Here is an 18,156-nt window from a genome sequence, read left to right as displayed (position 1 = left end):
GTTAAATTAACTATAGCAAAAATAGTAAATGTTTGTGTAAGATTTTATTAATATTTAATTTACCTAGACTATCAAAAAGATATAGATTATTATTATTTTAAACTGGAAAAAAGGAGTGAATTAAAATGAATAAAAAATACAAACTGAAACGATATGATAAAAGATTTAGAGGTAGTTGGTGTTACAAATGTGAAGATTCATATTCTTACCTTTGTAAAGACTGTGGTTATTGAAGATACTGTTGCCATTGTTAATTGAAAAATTTTTTTATGAATATTAGGTCAAAATTTTTCTGTATCAAAAGCACCATGGTAAATAATAAATATTTATTGAAAACAAATAGAAAAAGGAGAGGAACCTCCTTTTAACTTTAAACAATATTTAATAATGGGAGAGAAAAATATTATGAAGGAATTTTTAATGATATTTTTTAATAAATATGAATTAAAAGCTATTATAGCTCCAGGAATGATAAGTATCATGTCTTTCTTTACTACCTTGATAATATATTTTCCTGATAGTTTAAATTTAGGTTCTAGTCTAATTGTAATAATTCTATTGATTTTTTATATCTATTTATTTTCAATCATAGCAAGAGAAAATGGTAAAATGGTTGAAAAAAAGTTGTTTTCTCAATCATCAAATGTTTATCCCACTACACAAATTTTAAGATATTCAGACGACACTTTAAATATAAAAACCAAAGAAAGATATCACTCTTTTTTACAAGAAAGCGTTCCTTGTATAGAACTTCCTAGCTACGAAGATGCTAGAGACAAAAAAGAGAATTATTTTGATGATGAGTACGACTCAGCAATTGATTGGTTATTAAAAAATACAAGAGAAGATTATATGACTGCTCAACATAATATGGAATATGGCTTCTATCGTAATTTATTAGGAATTAAATATATTGGTATTATAATTGTTTTAATATCTATAGTATTCAGTATTGTTGTTTTTATACTATCTCAAGAAAATGATACGATTCAACTAGTACTTTCTAGTATTATTAACGTGTTTTTTTTGTATTTTTGGATTTTTAAAGTTACTAAAACACAGACTAGAAAATCTGCAAAACGTTATGCTCAATCTTTATTAGCTAATTGTGATTTTAAAAGTTAATTGTATGTAGTTACACTTCCAATATATTTTAAATTATCATAAATTGTGCGAATGTTAGAGTCTTTTTCAAGATTTTTAGCCTCATAGTTTAAATTACTCACATATATATTGACAGTACCAGTTTGACAGTCAAATACTATATCGCCTGCTTTTCTTTGAGTAATTGTAGTATAATTACTATAATAGTATAAATCTTTTGAGTTAGCTTCTCCTACAACAATAAGCTTAGGGTTTAATTTATTTAAGATATTACTCGGTACTCTTCCACTTTTTCTAGAATGGTGAGGTGCAAATAATATATCTACTTTTTCCCAGTTAACTTCATTTTCGATTTTTTCCATAAAATCAGTAGTCAAGTCTCCCATCCACAAAGCAGTCACTCCTTTATCTAATTTATACTGAATGATAGGAGATATATCATTAAAACTGATTTTTTCTGCTGCTTTTTGTAATTCATTTTTAAAATACTCATTGTCTGTATCAGGCCATAATATATTAATACCGGAACTACCTCGTGATTCATCGCTAATATTCATCCATTTTCTTTGACTATCTTTATGTATGTAAAAACCTTTGTTAGAATCTCTCAATTTTTTATATTCTTCAAAACTTTGACTAAAATCATTTTTTTTAGCATTATTTTTTACGCAATAAAAATTAGTGATATTTAAATTTTTATTTAATAACTCAAGTCCATGAATGTGATCTTCATCTGGATGAGTAGATATAAATCTAACAATTTCTTTTGTAGAAGCTATCTCTAATATTTCTTTTATTATAATATCTTTTTTATCATTATATAAACAGCAATCTATAATAGAGAAATTATCTGTACCGTGTTTAATGTAAAACATATCACCATTTCCTACTGAATACGATTTAATTATACTCAAATTAGTAATCCTCCTTTAATTAATAACAAATTGTATTAAGAATATATTAAGTAATGTAATTATAAGCGTTTATTACTTAAAGTAAAAGAATATATAATATTACTTAAAATGACGTAAAAATAATTTTTTAGTAAAAGCACTAATAAGGGGAACCTTATCAAAAACCGCATCATTTATGATATGCTTCACCGCGCATAATTTTAAACGCACGGTAGACTTGCTCGATTAAGACGACGCGCATCATCTGGTGTGGAAATGTCATTTTACTGAATGATAGGGCGTAGTCGCTTCTGTTTAAGACGTCTTGATGCAAGCCATTGGAACCACCGATAATAAATGTGAAGTCGCTTTGACCGCGTGTCATGCGGCTTTCTAATTCTTTAGCAAGTCCTTCAGAAGTCAGCATATTGCCTTTTATTTCTAAAGTAACGACTGTGGATTGTGGTTTTACTTTTGCTAGTAAGCGTTGGCCTTCTTTTTCTTTCACTTGTTCAACTTCTTTGTCACTCATATTTTCGGGTGCTTTTTCATCTGGTACTTCAATAATTTCAATTTTGGAATACGCACCTAAACGTTTTTCGTATTCAGCTATTGCTTGTTTCCAGTATTTTTCTTTTAATTTGCCAACTGCAAGTATAGTAATTTTCATAATTTGCCTCCTGTAAAAGCTTAAAAATCAATAGTTATTAGACTTATCCACAAGTTATACACTTATTCACACAATTCCCTCTTATTATAACAGGAATGTATACGATAATTTAAAATAATTTACGTTTTTTTCACAAGTAAGGGTGGATAACCTGTTTATTTGTGGATAACTCTGTGTATAATGTGGGTATTTCTATGTTAATTGTGCACATCTCTGGATAACTTTGGATAAATAAGTGGATAAGTTGCCGATTGTCTTACATACTTATTCACAAAATTTACGCTTATTTTACAAAATATCATGTTCTTTCAAGCTATTATGCAAGTTATCCACTGCTTATAAATTATAAGGTAAATGCATATATGTAACTAATTTAATGGACTAATCATTTTATAAAAATCGTTTGTTAAACAAATCTCTAATTTAGTTAAAATAATTTCGTCGTGCCATCACCACAACATGACTAGCGTTAAAGTGAGACTAAGCTAAGGCTCATGCATAAGTCTCTGATAACTCACTAATATGAAAACTGATGCTTTAACTAGATTTACGTTTAGCCATCGTATTAAGAAGTACTCAATTTCATTTCATATGCCAACTACGCTTTGAATCATCTTCAGCTCACCCATTAAAATCATCTATCTATTCAAACATGCCATTTCAACAATAGCTTACAGTAGTCTTGGATTAATACACAAAAAAGCCCTAACCGCTTCAATAAAGGGTAAGGGCTTCTCATTATAGTGTATATATTGGTGTGGCTTGAGCTTTGTCTGTGTCGCAGAGGAGCACTTCTTTCTCTGTATCGATGTCGTGTTCGTTTAGGACTTGGCCAACACTCATGCGAGCAAGATCTTTCATGTTGTTATCTTGTGATAAGTGGGATAGGTAAATGCGTTTCGTGTTGCCTGTAATGACGTCTGTCATGGCAAGCCCTGCATCTTCATTAGATACGTGTCCCATATCACTGAGGATACGTTGTTTTGTTTTCCATGGATAGCCGCACATACGAAGCATGTCAACATCGTGATTACTTTCAAATACGAAAGCATCACTGCCTTGAATCATGCCTTTCATGCGATCTGAAACGTAGCCTGTATCTGTAAGTATCGTGAACTTTTTATAATTATTATGGAAGATATAAAACTGTGGATCTATGGCATCGTGAGACACGTTGAATGACTCAATATCAAAGCCTGCAATAGATTTAGTCTCGTATGGATTAAAAATGAATTTTTGATCCATTGGGATTTTACTATCTTTCTTTTCGATTGCTGTCCATGTTTTTTCGTTTGCGTAAATTGGCAATCCGTATTTACGCGCTAAGACACCAAGGCCTTTGATATGGTCGGAATGTTCATGTGTTACTAAAATGCCGTTTAAATTTTTAATTTGTTTGTCGATCTGACCAAACAGTTCTTCCATTTTCTTACCTGTCAGGCCTGCATCGACGAGAATACTACCTTTATCACTTTCTACATAAGTGGCGTTACCTGTACTACCACTCGCTAAGACACTCATTCGTATCAAGCGATTCACCCTTTCTAATCGATAAACACTCGTTGCTTATAATTTGTATAGGCAGTCTACGGTTTATGTGACCTCAACATGCCTTCTGTCTAATTATTAAAGTTTTTATATCTAGTTGAAACTGTTTTTTTAAATTATGTACTTTTGAACTATCCTATGTGGTACATCTTTATGTTTACATGCGTTCATCTTAAATCAACGCAGTTGGTTTATAACTTTGATTTAACAATAATCTATTTTAACATACTTTGAAGCTTAAATTGAATTTAATGTTTAATATGGTGTCTTGATTTTTTAAATACTGTATCTTAAAGCACATAATAAAAGAGCGGTATCAAAATCAATGTGAATACTTTTGATTTCGTATATCCGCTCTCTTATTTTTATGATAAATCTTTCAATACTCACTAAACGTTGTGCTTGCGTGAAGTCATAAATACTATGTTTGCACTATTCTTCAACAATTTTAGGACTGTCTGAAATGGCTTCGACGTAATATGTCTTGGATTCGTCTTTATGTTTTACTTTGATTTCCCAATTGGCTTCTAGTACTTGCACGTTAGGCTCTTTAACGACGGTATAATAGCCGAGTCGGACGTTGGTCACTTCATCGTTTCTTTTAAGATAACGATTATAATACAGTGCTTCTATCGAACTTCTCGCAGTATTTACTTGTTTCTTATCGTTGTTTGCACCTTCTGATGGCTCTATCGATTTCATAGCGGTTTGTCTGTAACTCGACGCTTTACCATCGTCATTGATATTAAATTTAAGTTGTGCTTTACTATTGTTCATTATTGGAAAATCGTTGTAAGTCTGTTCAAAGGTGACGTGTTTATCGTCAATTTTACTCATTTCGTAATTTTGGCCTTTAAAGATTTTATCTTTAACATATGATTTTAAATCTGTGTATTGGTCATTACTCACATCAATCGGGTCATTGATTTCACCTTTGATTTTTTGACCGTCTGCTTCGCTTGAAATACTTGAACGTGCTTTTGCATAAGATGAAAAATCATTAGATCTTGCAGTGAGCAATTGCATTTCTATATTTTTAACACTTGGCAAATTTTCAGGAATTTCTATTTTTTCTTGTTTAAAATTCACTGCATTTTCTTCAGCGCTATCGTTAATATGAGATTTATTGACTTTATCAATATAGATGATGATAAGGCTAATATTTACTAGAATAAATACAAAAATAAATAACGTTTTCGTGTGTTTCCAGTTCATTTATTCTAGCCCCCTATCTTTGTATGCACGCCACTTGTCATCGTACTCTACATACCAACATGGCTTAAATTCACTGTTGCGCTGGATTTCTATATCTCCGTTGTCCTGTTTATCTTCCATTCGGTAACCAATCGTCATGTTGGTAACCTTTTCGAAATCTATTTCAGGATTATTGGCTAGTTCCGAACGCACAGTTTCAGCACCTGGCAGGTTGACTTCTTTTTCGCCACTATCAATCGTCACATTCGCTTTTAATAACGTACGCGCATAGCCATAAATACCTTTATTGCCCCAAGAGACTTTCAATGTATTTAAATCGTCGTCGTTAAACGTTGGTCGTCCATTCAAGAACATTTGATAAGTCAGATCGCCACGTTTGTCGTCCGTATGGAACAATCTGAAATCATCTGTAAAACCACCATGATTATTGATGTATGCATAGGTACTTGGAATGCTTTCTTGCATGTTTGTTGAACGGTTTTCATCTTCTAATAGATTTGTGTAGCGATATTTTTCGGTTTCATCGTTGTAATTGGCTACACCTGTATTATTGTTGTAAGTGACTGAGCCACTTCTTGAGCTACGCACTACAACAGAATCGTTAAATAGTATTGAATTCATGGTATCCACACTAATGTGATTATAGATTGTATGATAGGATTTTTGTCCTTTTGGTGACTTCGGTGCAAAGATATGTGTCGCTTTATCTATCGTATCTTTATTGGTAATAATTTCTGTGTAAGGTTGCATATGTTTGTGCTGCTTTTCCAATGCTTCCGTGAATTTATCTGCCTTCACTGTTGTCGTCATACGTACAACATTGTGTCTATCTTTACTTATCGCATAAAGTTTAATTTTGCCATCTTGATTGTTATCTATTAACAGACGATCAAATTTAAAGTTGTTGGGTACTTTGGCATTAATATTTAAAACTTGACCTAAATATGTAGCGAGTGGCATATCATAGGTGAAGTCCAATACTAAAAATTCATCGCTCAAGTCCGGAATAATTAAATTATGATTGCTATGCATTTGTTCCGCGTGTAATACACGGTGATTTTTCAAAGGTTTAATTGTTTCTTCGACATTGCTGCGTGTTGCTTCCATACCTTCTGTGCTTTCACCTTTTGAGTGAATGACTTGATATGGTGTAATCACTTGTGGCATGCCTTGTTTCAAAGGTTTACCGATTGTGTTTGATTTCGCTTCTTTTTTACTATTATCTTGTTTATCTACATTAGCCAAATCGGGTGAAAAGTTCCATGTCATATAGGTTAAAATCGCACTCATGAGTACTAAAAGAAATAGGATAATAGATTTAATTAGCTCTTTACTCTGCATCCCAATCACCATCTTCTAGTACTTCACATGGAAGCGTAATAAAGATTGACGTACCTTGTCCTTCTACACTATTTGCCCAAATGCGACCATTATGCGCTTCGACGATTTCTTTAGAAATGGCTAAACCTAATCCTGTACCACCCATTTTTCGTGTCCGTGCTTTATCTACACGGTAGAAACGGTCAAAGATTTTATCTACTTTATTGATAGGGATACCAATGCCGTTATCTTTAACGCGAATAGTCATACGATTATACAGTGAGTTCTGTTTCACGTGAAACTCAACGCGTTTATCGCCACGTGAATACTTCATAGCGTTGGTAATGACATTATCAAACACTTGTGTCATCTTATCTGGATCAATTTCTGTAAAGATGGTTTGTTTTGGAATTTCACGTACAAATGTCGTATCTTTCGCTGACATTTCATGGCGGTTAATAATTTTATTGATAAACATGTTAAAGTCGACAATTTCTTTTGTAATCTGATCTGATTCGTTATCCATTTTTGATAATTGTAATAAATCGTTAACGAGTCGAATCATACGTTCCGTCTCTTCACGTGTCACTGATAGGAATTGTGGTGCTAACGCATCATCTTTCCATGCACCGCTTTCTAATGCTTCGATATAACTATTCATGGACGTTAATGGCGTTCGTAATTCATGTGAAACATTTGCGACGAATTCGCGACGTTCTTGTTCCACTTGTTGTTGTTCTGTTACGTCGTGAAGTACAGCAATATAGCCTGTAACGAAGCCAGTCTCTTGTACGATTGTACTGAAGTTTACACGAGCAATAATGCCTTCACTTTCATTGATATCTAATAAGAAACTATCATTATTTTCTTGAATTTCATCTAATGAAAAGTCTTCTTCTAATTTAAGCATATTTAACATGTAATGACCGATAATTTCTTCTTTCATCATGCCTAGCATCGTTAATGCCATATCGTTGACAATGCGCACACGGCCACGACGATCAGTTGCGATAATACCATCACTCATATGTGTAATAACAGAGTCTAAGCGTCGTTTTTCACTTTCCGTATTTGCTTGTGCTTCTTGTACACGCTTGGATAAATTATTAAAGGCTAGTGCAAGTTCACCAATTTCATCATTACCGTAAATTTTAACACGTTGCGTGTAGTTACCTTTAGACATCTCAACAGTTTGGTTACGCATATCAGTAATTGGCTTTGTGATAGTGCGTGCAATAAAGAAACCTAATATCACTGTAATTAATAGCGAGATGCCTGTCCCAACAATAAAGATTTGGTTGATGTTACTTAATTGGTTGTAGACATCATTGATATCTGCTTCTATATAAACATCACCAATTGTCCCATCATCTGATGTCTTCACAGGTAAATTGTAGACCCACACACGTTGTTTACCATTACCATAGTCTTTCAATACCGTATGGCTATTAATTTCTCCTAGAGATAGCGCTTTTTGTATCGAGCTATCATTAGCTTTTTGATTTATTAGACTACGCGTAGACTGCTTTGAGGTAGCCATGATAATTTGATCTTTATCAATAAAACGAATTTCTTCTATTTCTTGTCTATTGGCATACTCATTCAATAAATTTTGTACTTCTTTTTGCGCATTGACCGAGTTGTCTTCGTCATAGACTTTTTCTATATTAATTTCTATTTGTTTCGCGTATTGCGAGATATTATTTTTAAATGTTTGTGTTAATTCTTTTTCTAGACTATTGGTAAAGTATAAACCGATAATCTGCATACCGATTACGATTAACAATACATAGACAATAACAAGTTTCGTGTGTAGAGATTGAAAATGTTTAAGCCACTTCATTTAATATTGTCCCCTAATCATGTTGTTGGAGGAAGTATCCAACACCACGGCGTGTCACTATATATTCTGGATGTGATGGATCGTCTTCAATTTTTTCACGTAAGCGACGAATCGTTACGTCTACTGTACGTACATCACCAAAATAGTCATAGCCCCAAACAGTTTGTAATAAATGTTCACGTGTCATAACTTGACCCATGTGTTTAGATAAATAATGGAACAGTTCGAATTCACGGTGTGTTAATTCAATATCTGTACCACGTTTTTTTATAGAATATGCATCTGGATAGATAACAATATCTTTTATTGTAATTTCATTAGATGCATCGTTCACTTCTTGTGCTGGTTGTGAATAATGACGACGTAAGTTTGCTTTGACACGCGCAATTAATTCACGCGTGCTAAATGGCTTCGTCACATAGTCATCGGCACCAAGTTCAAGACCCAACACTTTATCGATTTCTGAGTCTTTTGCGGTTAGCATAATAATTGGCATTTCATATTTTTTGCGTACTTCACGGCACACTTCCATGCCATCGCGACCAGGTAACATAATGTCTAATAAGACAATGTCTGGTTCTTCATCATATATTAAATCTACTGCGTCATTGCCATCATATGCACAGAATACTTCATAACCTTCTTTTTTCAAGTTGAACTCTAAAATATCAGCAATTGGTTTTTCGTCATCTACTACCACAACTTTTCTAGCCATATTTATAAACCTCATTTCTAAATTGTAGTACGTTTACATATTTTTCTACGCATTTCTCTATAATATAATTTACCATTTATAGCGTGCTAATTCTATTTTTCTAAACAAAAAAATAAATTGGTATATTGTAAAATTATAACATTTTTTACTATTAATGGGTTAATAATAGATATATTAAGCCTACACAACATGATATCACTGTGCGACTATATTGCCCATAGTCTATAAAAAAGTGATACATATCTCAGCAAGGGACATGTTATTTTGGCTAAGCTATTTTGAGATAGCTTAGTCATTATTTGAACATGAGGTCGCTTATACTGGGAATGCATCACGTTTACAACGATACTTTTATGAACTGAGCTAATTTGCACTAACATGAATTATTTTAAAGTCTACATTTTAAATTGACCATTCACCTAGCATCAGTTCGTTATGCAAACGAAGGCGCTCACTTTAAAATTCATGCATCCATAACTACTACCTTCAATTGAATTGAGTTTGAAATATGTAGCTTAGAAAATTGCACAAAAAAATGCCCATCCTATTGGATGGGCAATACGGTCTCGACGGGAATCGAACCCGCGATCTCCTGCGTGACAGGCAGGCGTGTTAACCGCTACACTACGAGACCTAAAAATGGTGACTCCTACGGGACTCGAACCCGTGTTACCGCCGTGAAAGGGCGGTGTCTTAACCGCTTGACCAAGGAGCCTCTCTTAAGCACAAGATAAATTATATCAACTCTCATTATGGTTGACAAGCTATTTTTTAAATTTATTTAGTATAATTTTCTATCATTAATGTATAAAGTAAGAAAATAATGCTCAACGCTGACAAATCAGTATTTTATCTGCTTCATAACTTATTTTTTGAGCATCAATACTCTGTGATTTGCTCTATAATTATCTACTTTTTCATTTTTATTTCAAAACCCAAATAATAAATACAAAATCTTTTTTGTTTTAAATTTATTTTGCTAAAATTATAATTAGTATAAATAAGGAGGCACAATATTGGCAAAAATATTATTTGTAAATCCAGGTTCTGCTGGACATGTAAACCCAACAATTGCAGTTGTTAAAGAACTAGTCAATCGTGGTGAAGAAGTTGTTTACTACGCGAGCGATATATATAAAGATAAATTGAAAGATACTGGTGCTGAAATTAGAACGTTACCTACAGAAGCGATTATGACAGCTTTCACTGATCATGAAAATCATCATTTATTTAATGTGATCAATGGTTTATTAAAAACTGTAGATATCATTGTGCCACAAATTTTAAGAGAAACTGAAAATGAGCATTTTGATTATATGATTCATGATTCTATGTTTAGTTGTGGTTATATATTAGCGCAAAAATTAAATTTACCATCGATTTCATCAGTATCTTCATTTGCCCATACAAAAACATCTTTTGAAACATTCATTAATCATTTAACTTCGACTGTGAGCAAACAAGAAATTCAACATGCTGATGAAACATTTAACACTTTGAAAGCCCATGTTGAATCAACATATGATGTAACCATTCCTTCCCGTTTTGAAGTCATGAATAACCCGGGAAATATTAATATCGCTTATGTAATGAAAGGATTCCAAGTCGGTTATGACGCCTTTGACCCTGAATATTACAAATTTGTTGGTCCTTCCATACTCGAACCTAAAGATTCTGGCTTTATGGATCACATTGATACCACACGACCAGTCGTTTATATTTCTCTTGGAACGGTATTCAATCAAAATATTGAATTTTTCAATCTTTGCTTTGAAGCATTTGCAGATATCGATGCTTCATTTGTTGTATCAATCGGTCATGATAATCAACTTGAAGATTTCAATGCGATACCATCTAATTTTACTGTTGAACATGTTGTGCCACAAACAGAATTATTGCAACATACGACACTATTTTTAACACATGCTGGTATGAATAGTACGAATGAAGCAATGTTGATGGAAGTACCTATGTTAGCTTTTCCACAAAGCGCGGATCAACCTGTTGTGGCTCGCCAAATCGAAAAACTACTTGTTGGTCGTCAATTACAACTAGAAAATATAACGTCTCATGATTTAAAACAAATCGTCTTAAACATGCTAGATGAAATACCAAGCTATCAACGTAATATCAGAAAAGTTAAATCTATACAATCTAGTAATAAAACAGGTTATCAGCTAGCAGTCGATCACATTCTAAACTTTCGTAATCAATATGTAACACATTCAACGATATAAATAAAAACACCTTGTAACGATGTCCATCTCAGGCTACATCAACAAGGTGTTTCTTTCATATTAACATTTTATTATTTTACATTTATAAATTCGTTAACATAGGTTAACGACTTACCATAATGATTTTAATAAGTTTGTTTGATTACGGTCTGGTCCTACAGAGAAGATTGAAATTTGAACGTCACACAACTCAGAAATACGTTCTAAGTATCTACGTGCATTGTCTGGTAACTCATCTAATGAGCGACAACTTGTAACATCTTCAGTCCAACCTGGTAACGTTTCAAAAATCGGTTTACAACGCTGTAAGTCATTTAAGTTCGCTGGATATTCAGTAATTTCTTTACCGTCTAATTCATAAGCTGTACAAATCTTCACTTCTTTTAGACCTGTTAAGACATCGATAGAGTTGATTGATAAATCGGTAATACCACTCGCACGACGAGAGTGACGTAATACAACTGAATCGAACCAACCTACACGACGTGGACGGCCTGTAGTTGTACCGTATTCACGGCCAACTTCACGGATGTGGTGTCCATCATCATCAAATAGTTCTGTTGGGAATGGGCCATCACCGACACGTGATGTATAAGCTTTACATACGCCAATAACTTTAGATACGTAAGTTGGACCAACGCCACCACCAACAGTTACGTTACCTGCAACTGGGTTACTTGACGTAACAAATGGATATGTTCCGTGGTCGATATCTAACATAACGCCTTGTGCACCTTCAAATAATACTTTTTCTTCAGCTACAAATGCATCATCCAATACTTTTGCAGTGTCCGTAACGAACGCTGCTAAACGTTGGCCTGCTGCGTAATAAGTTTCAAAGATTTCTTCAAATGAAGGACATGCTTTATCAAACATACCTTTAAAATATGCTGATTTGTATTCAATATTTTCTTTTAATAATTTTTCAAACGTTTCTTTGTCTAATAAATCTGCTACACGGATACCGATACGTTGTGCTTTATCTACATAAGCAGGACCGATACCTTTTTTCGTAGTACCAATTTTATTATCTCCACGGCGTTCTTCTTCATATTCATCTTGTTTTATGTGATAAGGTAAAATAACTTGAGCACGATTTGAAATACGTAAATTATCTGTAGAAATACCTCTTTCATTTAAACCGTCTAACTCTTTCAATAATGCGACTGGATCTATAACTACACCATTTCCAATAACTGCTAGTTTTTCTTTATAGAAAATACCAGATGGTACTAAGTGCAATTTATATGTTTCGCCACCAAATTTAATTGTATGACCTGCATTGTTACCACCTGAAAAACGTGCAATAACATCTGCTTGTTCTGCTAAAAAGTCTGTGATTTTACCTTTACCTTCGTCTCCCCATTGTGTCCCAACAACTACGATTGATGACATATGAGCACCTCCAAGTTTTTCTCAATTAACCATTAAGTATTCTACCAATACCACACTAATAATGCAAACAAAAATCGAACATTGATTTTTTACATTTTTTCAAATTTTGTTGAGTGTCCAAAAAAGCTATTGCACACCTTAAACATAGTGTCATCGAGGTTTTCAAACCGATATCCACTTTTTCGCAACACATACTTCATCAAAAACGAAAGAACTAAAAACAAACAAAAACCGTACAATTAATAAAAGTATTTAAAAATCGTACGGAAAAATAAATTTTATTCTTTTTTCTTAACCCATGTCTGCATGTGCATAATCAATATCTGTAAATTTGTTATACTGCTTCATAAAATGTAATTTAACAGTCCCTGTTGGGCCATTACGTTGCTTCGCTATTATAATTTCAATCTCACCATTATCATCATTTGTTTGTGGTTCAAAGTTCGTATCTCCATCATCATCGTCTTCATCTTCGCCACGATTATAGTAATCATCACGATATAAGAATGCGACGATGTCAGCATCTTGTTCGATTGATCCTGATTCACGAATATCACTCATCATTGGCCGTTTATCTTGACGTTGCTCTACGCCACGTGATAACTGACTTAATGCTATAACCGGACATTCCATTTCTCTGGCAATCGCCTTTAATGTACGAGAAATTTCTGATACTTCTTGTTGTCGGTTATCTGAGAATCTCGAACCACTACCTGAGATTAATTGCAGATAGTCAATGACTACCATGTCTAAACCGTGTTCTTGTTTTAAACGACGGCATTTTGAACGAATATCTGTAATTCTAATACCTGGTGTATCATCAATAAATATCTTTGTTCTAGATAATTTACCTACTGCTATGGTAAAGCGATTCCAGTCTTCTTCCGTCATCATACCCGTTCTCAAACGGTTAGAATCTACGTTGCCAGAGCTACAAATCATACGTGTTGCTAATTGATCTGCACCCATTTCCAGTGAAAATATACCGACTGAGAAATGGTCTTCATGTGTAGCAACTTTTTGCGCAATATTAAGTGCGAAGGCAGTCTTACCTACTGACGGTCTGGCAGCCAGAATAATTAAATCGTTACGGTTAAAGCCCGCAGTCATCTGGTCTAAATCTCGATAACCAGTTGGAATACCAGGCGTTTGACCACTATTTTGATCAAGTAATTCTGCATTCTCATACACTTCTCCAAGCACATCTCTAATATCTTTGAATCCATCGCTTTCACGTGTAGATGACAATTCTAATATTCGACGTTCTGCATCGTTCAAGATTGTATCTAATTCTAATTCATCATTATAACCATCGTTAGCAATGCTATCAGCAGTTTGTATCAACTTACGTTTTGTTGCATGCTTAAATACGATATCTGTATAATATTGAATATTTCGAGTTGTCGGTACATTACTAGATAATTCTGCTAGATATTGTGGGCCACCCGCTTCATTTAGTCGTCCTTCATGTGACAGTTGATCCATAATTGTAACCACGTCAATATCTTTATTATCTTCGTTGAGGTTCATCATGGCTCTAAAGATGTGTTGATGCGCGCCTCTATAAAATGACTCAGGAAGTAAGACTTCCTGAGTTTTGTTTATCAATTCCGGATCTATGATAATGGCACCTAAGACAGATTGTTCAGCCTCATTACTGTGGGGCATTTGATTTTGTTCATACATTCCATCCATTATGATTACACCTCATATCTCAATCCGTTTTTATTGTTCAACTGTGTGTACACGAATTGTACCTTCTACTTCTTTATCTAATTTAACTGGTACATTTGTGTAACCCAAGGCATGTATACCGTTTGGTAAATCCATTTTACGCTTGTCAATTTTTATATCGTGTTGTTGTTGTAGTGCTTGAGCGATTTGTTTAGTACTTACTGAACCAAATAATTTTCCCGCATCGCCTGTTTTAGCAGATACTTCAACTTCAATTTGACTCAATGTTTCTTTTAATTTTTTAGCATCTTCAATTTCTTGTTGGCGTTCCGCTTCTGCAGCTTCATTTTTCTTTTCAAGTTGTTTTAAATTACCTGGTGTAGCTTCTACTGCATAATTTTTCTTCAATAAGAAGTTGTTGGCATAGCCTACTGGTACATCCTTAACTTCGCCTTTTTTACCTTTACCTTTAACGTCTTGTGTGAATATTACTTTCATGAATTTTCACTCCTACTCATTTGTTCTGTTATAGCTTGTTGTAATTGTTCGATTGCTTCATCAACAGTGACATCTTTTAATTGTGTAGCTGCATTAGTTAAATGGCCACCGCCACCAAGTGCTTCCATTGTCAGCTGAACATTAACTGCACCGAGTGAGCGGGCAGACATACCGACTAAATTATCTTCTCTTCTAGCAACTACATACGAAGCTTCTACACCATCTAAACTTAACAGTTCATCCGCTGCTTGTGCAACTGTTACAGGATGATAGATTTTTTCGTTCGAACCATGTGCAATTGCGACACCGTTGTCTTGTAGTTTCACTGTTTGGATTAATTCAGTACGATTAATGTACGTATCTAAGTCATCTTTCAAGAAGTGCTGCGTTAATATTGTATCTGCACCATGTGCACGTAAATAACTTGCCGCATCAAATGTTCTTGAACCTGTACGCAATGTGAAATTACGTGTATCTACAATAATACCTGCAAACATAATTGTCGACTCTAAACGTGTTAATCGTTGTTCTGTTGGTTGATATTCTAGCAATTCAGTCACTAGTTCTGCAGTTGAACTTGCATATGGTTCCATATAAACCAATAGTGGACTAGAGATAAAGCTTTCACCACGTCTATGATGATCAATCACAACTTTACGATTAGCTTTGTTTAATATGTTTTCGTCAATAACCATTTCTGGTTTATGTGTATCTACAACTACTAAAGTTGTCTTAGACGTCATGACGTCCCATGCTTCGTCAGATGTAATAAAACGCTCTTTTAGTTCAGGCTTTTCATCGACTGCATTCATCACACGACGTAACGTCGGATCTATATCTGAATCATTCAACACAATGTAAGCATCCAAATTGTTCATCATAGCGAATCGTGAGACACCAATCGCTGCACCAATAGCATCTAAGTCAGGACGCGTATGTCCCATAATGATGACTTTGTCGCCTTCCATTAATATATCTTTTAGTGCATGAGAAATCACACGTGCTCTAACACGTGTACGTTTCTCCATAGGGTCAGTCTTACCACCATAAAAACGCACATTTCCGTTCATATGCTTAATCGCAACTTGGTCGCCACCACGACCTAATGCTAAATCAAGTCCAGATTGAGATAATTCACCTAAATCGATTAAATTCTCTGAGCCTTCACCTACACCAATACTTAATGTCAATTGCGCACGGTAACCCACACTTTTTTCACGTAATTGACTCAGTATACTAAAATTAGATGCTTCAATTTCATTTAAAATACGTTGGTTTAAATAGGCAACAAATTGGTCTGAACTATAACGCTTGAAATAAATGTTATATTCAGTTGCCCATCTACTGATTACACGCGTGACCATAGAGTTAATCTCTGAACGTTGCGTATCATTCATATTTTGCGTGATCTCATCATAGTTATCTAAAAATAGTGTTGCGATAATTGGTTTAGATGCTTCATATAATTCTTGTGTATGTATTTCTTCTGTTATATCGAAGAAATACAATACATGTTCTTTTTCTGAATATCTCACGCGATAGTGATATTCATTTTCTTGAATTTCCACTTCTTGTGTTTTTTCTAACTGTTTTAATATATTAGGATATACCTCATTGACTGGATCAGAAATTACATTTCGATCTAGACGATCCGACATAAATTGGTTCATCCACTCTATGTTTTCGTTTTCATCTAAGATAATCATCCCAATAGGTAATCTTTTAATAGCAGTATTACTGCTTGCTGAGATTTTTCCACTCAGATTATCTACATAGTTATCCAATTTTTGTAAAGCTTGTCTTACCATTAGTACTGTCCCTACGATTATGATGAGTAATACAACAGTAGCTATACCTGCAATCAATTGATTAAAAATAAACCAAACGACGACAAGCGCTATTGCTGTGAGCACCATAATAATAAATGGTAAAATCAACGCTTTTTTAGTGGATTGACGGTTCATTTTTCCACCTCAAATCATTTTTTAATGATACGTTTTAAATTGATACATAAATCTACAAATCCCAGGAGACTCACAATATGTGTTAATGGCATTAAAATTGTCCCTATTACCATTAATATCACTGTAAGTGCTGGCGGCATTGATTTCGCTTTTCCGAAAAAGTGAATCACACTTAACCCCTGAATGTACATACATAATGATAACACAATTTCAAAGTTTAAGACGATCGTTTGAAACGCACTTGGTTGCGTTGAAAACATAACACAAATTAATACAATAATATACATCCATAAGACAGAACGCTTCATTTGCCAAGCATATAATGGTTTGAATATGGGTGTAGCGATTTTGAATTTACGCAAGATTGGAAAAGTGATAATTAAATTGATTAATATAAGTAGAAATACGCCAATGATTATATAACTTGGTAGTTGTACTGCTGATTGGCGGAAAGCCTCTTCAAACATTTGTTTATAATCTGCGTTGACTGAAGCGCTGGAAATTATGTGATACATCTGTTCTTTAATCGGTTTGATTAATGAAGCAGCACTCGATATTTTTTTTGATGCTTGTAACACCATAAATGCAATTAATGCAATAATACTAATTAAAGTCGTTGTTATATATAGTATACGTTCTTTTGATGTTCGTTCTTTTAATAATTGACCCACTACAAAACTTACTACGAACAAGAGGATCATGATACTTAACACGAATATATTACCTAATAACGTAGTTAGCACAACTGTAATGACTGCCGTTAAGCCAAAAGATTCTACAGATTTATGCCATAAAATAATACCTGGAATTGTTGCAAATAAACTCAACACGAGTCCAAGTATCGGTAATATATGTAAAGCTAAAGCAACTATAATTAACGTAATTACACTAAGTATAGTGGCTTTAGTATGTATTTTAGAAAACAAATTCGCCACTCCTATACAATTTTTGTCTATGTTTATTATTTTAACCTCTTTAAAACTTTTATACAATTATTGACAATTCTTTTTGTCAGAAGTTCAATATCGGGGTCAATATCTGAAAACGAACGCCTTTTTAAATTGCATTTTCGTCGTTGAT

General features: G+C 33.8%; 14 protein-coding genes and 2 tRNA genes. 2 read left to right on the top strand and 14 right to left on the bottom strand.

What is annotated here, in order from left to right; all coding sequences use genetic code 11:
* Positions 1 to 405 precede the first annotated feature (405 nt).
* Positions 406 to 1,125 carry a hypothetical protein gene (locus KA830_RS03960; RefSeq protein ID WP_151130517.1) on the top strand — a complete coding sequence of 240 codons (720 nt, stop codon included), beginning with the start codon at positions 406 to 408 and terminating at the stop codon, positions 1,123 to 1,125.
* On the opposite strand, the gene KA830_RS03955 is transcribed toward KA830_RS03960, so the two are convergent.
* The 9 genes from KA830_RS03955 to KA830_RS03915 form a co-directional block, all read right to left on the bottom strand.
* The gene (locus tag KA830_RS03955) at positions 1,122 to 2,018 is read right to left on the bottom strand and encodes a ComEC/Rec2 family competence protein (RefSeq protein WP_210123115.1); all 897 of its coding nucleotides are present in this window, start codon (positions 2,016 to 2,018) and stop codon (positions 1,122 to 1,124) included. The two genes, KA830_RS03960 and KA830_RS03955, sit on opposite strands and share 4 nt — an antisense overlap.
* Positions 2,019 to 2,187: 169 nt before the next feature.
* Complete coding sequence (gene rlmH / locus KA830_RS03950) at positions 2,188 to 2,667, bottom strand: 23S rRNA (pseudouridine(1915)-N(3))-methyltransferase RlmH (RefSeq protein ID WP_019468536.1); 480 nt, start codon at positions 2,665 to 2,667, stop codon at positions 2,188 to 2,190.
* 738 nt (positions 2,668 to 3,405) lie between these two features.
* Positions 3,406 to 4,206, bottom strand: coding sequence for an MBL fold metallo-hydrolase (locus KA830_RS03945; protein WP_204180325.1), 801 nt, complete (start codon positions 4,204 to 4,206; stop codon positions 3,406 to 3,408).
* 441 nt (positions 4,207 to 4,647) lie between these two features.
* Entirely contained in the window at positions 4,648 to 5,430 is a 783-nt protein-coding gene (locus KA830_RS03940; RefSeq protein ID WP_046207191.1) for a two-component system regulatory protein YycI, read from the bottom strand.
* Complete coding sequence (locus KA830_RS03935) at positions 5,431 to 6,771, bottom strand: YycH family regulatory protein (protein WP_210134074.1); 1,341 nt, start codon at positions 6,769 to 6,771, stop codon at positions 5,431 to 5,433.
* On the bottom strand, positions 6,761 to 8,593 hold the full coding sequence (walK, locus tag KA830_RS03930) for a cell wall metabolism sensor histidine kinase WalK (protein WP_046207189.1): 1,833 nt from the start codon (positions 8,591 to 8,593) through the stop codon (positions 6,761 to 6,763). Before walK ends, KA830_RS03935 begins: the two co-directional genes overlap by 11 nt.
* Positions 8,594 to 8,606: 13 nt before the next feature.
* Complete coding sequence (gene yycF, locus KA830_RS03925) at positions 8,607 to 9,308, bottom strand: response regulator YycF (RefSeq protein WP_019468531.1); 702 nt, start codon at positions 9,306 to 9,308, stop codon at positions 8,607 to 8,609.
* A gap of 561 nt (positions 9,309 to 9,869) precedes the next feature.
* Positions 9,870 to 9,942, bottom strand: a tRNA-Asp gene (locus KA830_RS03920).
* 6 nt (positions 9,943 to 9,948) lie between these two features.
* A tRNA-Glu gene (locus KA830_RS03915) sits at positions 9,949 to 10,023 on the bottom strand.
* A gap of 301 nt (positions 10,024 to 10,324) precedes the next feature.
* Here KA830_RS03915 and KA830_RS03910 point away from each other — a divergent pair.
* Positions 10,325 to 11,545 (top strand): macrolide family glycosyltransferase, encoded by a 1,221-nt coding sequence (locus KA830_RS03910; RefSeq protein ID WP_070038549.1) that lies wholly within the window; start codon positions 10,325 to 10,327, stop codon positions 11,543 to 11,545.
* A 111-nt stretch (positions 11,546 to 11,656) separates the two neighbouring features.
* Here KA830_RS03910 and KA830_RS03905 read toward each other — a convergent pair whose 3' ends face one another.
* The 5 genes from KA830_RS03905 to KA830_RS03885 form a co-directional block, all read right to left on the bottom strand.
* Positions 11,657 to 12,940, bottom strand: coding sequence for an adenylosuccinate synthase (locus KA830_RS03905; RefSeq protein WP_046207187.1), 1,284 nt, complete (start codon positions 12,938 to 12,940; stop codon positions 11,657 to 11,659).
* A gap of 291 nt (positions 12,941 to 13,231) precedes the next feature.
* On the bottom strand, positions 13,232 to 14,635 hold the full coding sequence (gene dnaB / locus KA830_RS03900; RefSeq protein ID WP_107520586.1) for a replicative DNA helicase: 1,404 nt from the start codon (positions 14,633 to 14,635) through the stop codon (positions 13,232 to 13,234).
* Positions 14,636 to 14,665: 30 nt separating this feature from the next.
* Positions 14,666 to 15,112, bottom strand: coding sequence for a 50S ribosomal protein L9 (gene rplI / locus KA830_RS03895; protein WP_046207185.1), 447 nt, complete (start codon positions 15,110 to 15,112; stop codon positions 14,666 to 14,668).
* Positions 15,109 to 17,076, bottom strand: coding sequence for a DHH family phosphoesterase (locus tag KA830_RS03890; protein ID WP_046207184.1), 1,968 nt, complete (start codon positions 17,074 to 17,076; stop codon positions 15,109 to 15,111). The genes rplI and KA830_RS03890 overlap by 4 nt, the downstream gene beginning before the upstream one ends.
* A 14-nt stretch (positions 17,077 to 17,090) precedes the next feature.
* The gene (locus tag KA830_RS03885; protein WP_191905109.1) at positions 17,091 to 18,017 is read right to left on the bottom strand and encodes a DUF2232 domain-containing protein; all 927 of its coding nucleotides are present in this window, start codon (positions 18,015 to 18,017) and stop codon (positions 17,091 to 17,093) included.
* Positions 18,018 to 18,156 lie beyond the last annotated feature (139 nt).

It is taken from the genome of Staphylococcus sp. GDY8P119P, assembly GCF_017892075.1.
Lineage (GTDB): Bacteria > Bacillota > Bacilli > Staphylococcales > Staphylococcaceae > Staphylococcus > Staphylococcus ureilyticus.
Note: the sequence above shows the minus strand (reverse complement) of the source record. Positions and strands in the feature narration are given on the sequence as shown.